Raw genomic sequence first — 3,131 nt, 5'->3', positions numbered from 1 at the left:
GTTGGTTGCGGGGACAGGATTTGAACCTGTGACCTTCAGGTTATGAGCCTGACGAGCTACCGGGCTGCTCCACCCCGCGGGGGTGGTGAGAGGGCATTGAGGAGAGGATGCGAAGAGTGTTCTTGGGACGACGAGTGGGCTTGGTGGACCTGGCGGCGACCTACTCTCCCGTGGCTTGAGCCACAGTACCATTGGCGCTGAGGGGTTTCACGGCCGAGTTCGGGATGGGATCGGGTGCTGGGGCCCTCGCTATGGCCACCAGGTCGACGAAGCCCACTCGTGTGTTGGGATGAATGCTGCTGCGGGCAGAGGGGTGTTGCGGGCAGGGCGATTGCCGCTGCGCGCGGTGGGAAGCAGTGCCCCTAAGGGCGGCGCCTCCGACTGAGATCAAGCCGATCGAGCGATTAGTACCGGTTAGCTCAACGCATTGCTGCGCTTACACACCCGGCCTATCGACGTGGTCGTCTGCCACGGCTCTGATAGGGAATACTGGTTTTGAGGGGGGCTTCCCGCTTAGATGCTTTCAGCGGTTATCCCGTCCGCACATAGCTACCCGGCGATGCGACTGGCGTCACAACCGGTGCACCAGAGGTGCGTCCATCCCGGTCCTCTCGTACTAGGGACAGCTCCTCGCAATATTCCAACACCCACGGTAGATAGGGACCGAACTGTCTCACGACGTTCTGAACCCAGCTCACGTACCACTTTAAATGGCGAACAGCCATACCCTTGGGACCTGCTCCAGCCCCAGGATGTGATGAGCCGACATCGAGGTGCCAAACACCCCCGTCGATGTGGACTCTTGGGGGGTATCAGCCTGTTATCCCCGGCGTACCTTTTATCCGTTGAGCGATGGCCCTTCCACGCGGGACCACCGGATCACTATGGCCGACTTTCGTCTCTGCTCGAACCGTCGCTCTCGCAGTCAGGCGGGCTTATGCCATTGCACTCGTCGAACGATTTCCGACCGTTCTGAGCCCACCATCGCGCGCCTCCGTTACTCTTTGGGAGGCGACCGCCCCAGTCAAACTACCCACCATGCAGGGTCCCGGCCCCGGATCACGGGGCTCGGTTAGACGTCAAGAACAACAAGGGTGGTATTTCAAGGTTGGCTCCACCCAAGCTGGCGCCTGAGCTTCAAAGCCTCCCACCTATCCTACACATGTCATTCCTAACGCCACTGCAAAGCTATAGTAAAGGTGCACGGGGTCTTTCCGTCTAGCCGCGGGTACTCCGCATCTTCACGGAGAATTCAATTTCGCTGAGTCGACTGTGGAGACAGTGGGGAAGTCGTTACGCCATTCGTGCAGGTCGGAACTTACCCGACAAGGAATTTCGCTACCTTAGGACCGTTATAGTTACGGCCGCCGTTTACCGGGGCTTCAATTCAAGGCTTGCACCTCTCCTCTTAACCTTCCGGCACCGGGCAGGCGTCAGACCCTATACGTCGTCTTGTCGACTTCGCAGAGCCCTGTGTTTTTGTTAAACAGTCGCTACCCCCTGGTCTGTGCCCCCCATACCTGGTTGCCCAGATATGGGGCCCTCTTCTCCCGAAGTTACGAGGGCAATTTGCCGAGTTCCTTCACAATCGTTCTCTCAAGCGCCTTGGTATACTCTACCAGTCCACCTGTGTCGGTTTCGGGTACGGTCTATACGGCAGGGCTATTTCCCGGATGTCCTTCGCTGCACTCCCAATCCGATAAGGGAATACAACTTACGGCCATCGTCACCTCTGCCAGGCCCAGGACTATTAACCTGGTTCCCATCGACTACGCCTTTCGGCCTCGCCTTAGGGGCCGGCTCACCCTGCGTGGATTAACCTTGCGCAGGAACCCTTGGACTTTCGGCGACAGTGTTTCTCACACTGTTTGTCGCTACTCATGTCAGCATTCGCACTTCCGATACCTCCAGCGCCTCTCGCGAGACACCTTCGCAGGCCTACGGAACGCTCCGCTACCGCGCTCGATCGCTCGAGCACCCACAGCTTCGGCACGTGGCTTGAGCCCCGTTACATCTTCGGCGCAGGACGGCTTGACCAGTGAGCTATTACGCTTTCTTTAAAGGATGGCTGCTTCTAAGCCAACCTCCTGGTTGTCGACGCTGTCCCACATCCTTTCCCACTTAGCCACGATTTGGGGGCCTTAGCTGGTGGTCTGGGTTGTTTCCCTCTTGACGATGGACGTTAGCACCCACCGTCTGTCTGCCGGACTGTACTCACGGGTATTCGGAGTTTGGTTAGGTTTGGTAGGTCTCGCGACCCCCTAGCCCATCCAGTGCTCTACCCCCCGCGGTAATCATCCGACGCGCTACCTCAATAGCTTTCGCGGAGAACCAGCTATTTCCGAGTTTGATTGGCCTTTCACCCCTAGCCACAGCTCATCCCCGGCCTTTTCAACGGACGTGGGTTCGGTCCTCCAGCGGGTGTTACCCCGCCTTCAACCTGGCCATGGCTAGATCACCCGGTTTCGGGTCTAACGCGTGCAACTCTGTCGCCCTATTCAGACTCGCTTTCGCTGCGCCTACACCTCTCGGCTTAAGCTTGCTGCACACGCTAAGTCGCTGACCCATTATACAAAAGGTACGCCGTCACGGGACAAGCCCGCTCCGACTGCTTGTAGGCATCCGGTTTCAGGTCTCTTTCACTCCCCTCGTCGGGGTGCTTTTCACCTTTCCCTCACGGTACTGGTGCACTATCGGTCACTGAGGAGTACTTAGGCTTGGAGGGTGGTCCCCCCATGTTCAGACAGGATTTCACGTGTCCCGCCCTACTCATGGATCACACCCGGTTTACCCGTACGGGGCTATCACCCGCTATGGCCCGACTTTCCAGACGGTTCCGGTTATGTAGATGTGATCACTGGCCTGGTCCGCGTTCGCTCGCCACTACTAACGGAGTCTCGGTTGATGTCCTTTCCTCCGGGTACTGAGATGTTTCAGTTCCCCGGGTTCGCTTCCGTCACCTATGGATTCAGTGCCGGATACCGCTTGCGCGGTGGGTTTCCCCATTCGGAGATCTGCGGATCAAAGGGTGCTCGCCCCTCCCCGCAGCTTATCGCAGCGTGCCACGTCCTTCATCGCCTCTCAGTGCCAAGGCATCCACCAGATGCCCTTAAACGCTTGATCTCAGCTTC

At 58.3% G+C, this 3,131-nt stretch carries 1 tRNA gene and 2 rRNA genes; all 3 read right to left on the bottom strand.

Annotated elements, in window-relative coordinates:
* Nucleotides 1-2: 2 nt before the first annotated feature.
* Nucleotides 3-79, bottom strand: a tRNA-Met gene (locus tag ACTOWL_RS37490).
* Nucleotides 80-147: 68 nt separating this feature from the next.
* Nucleotides 148-263, bottom strand: a 5S ribosomal RNA gene (gene rrf, locus ACTOWL_RS37485).
* Nucleotides 264-383: 120 nt separating this feature from the next.
* Nucleotides 384-3,123, bottom strand: a 23S ribosomal RNA gene (locus tag ACTOWL_RS37480).
* Nucleotides 3,124-3,131 lie beyond the last annotated feature (8 nt).

The organism is Inquilinus sp. CA228 (assembly GCF_052078665.1).
Lineage (GTDB): Bacteria > Pseudomonadota > Alphaproteobacteria > DSM-16000 > Inquilinaceae > Inquilinus.
Note: the sequence above shows the minus strand (reverse complement) of the source record. Positions and strands in the feature narration are given on the sequence as shown.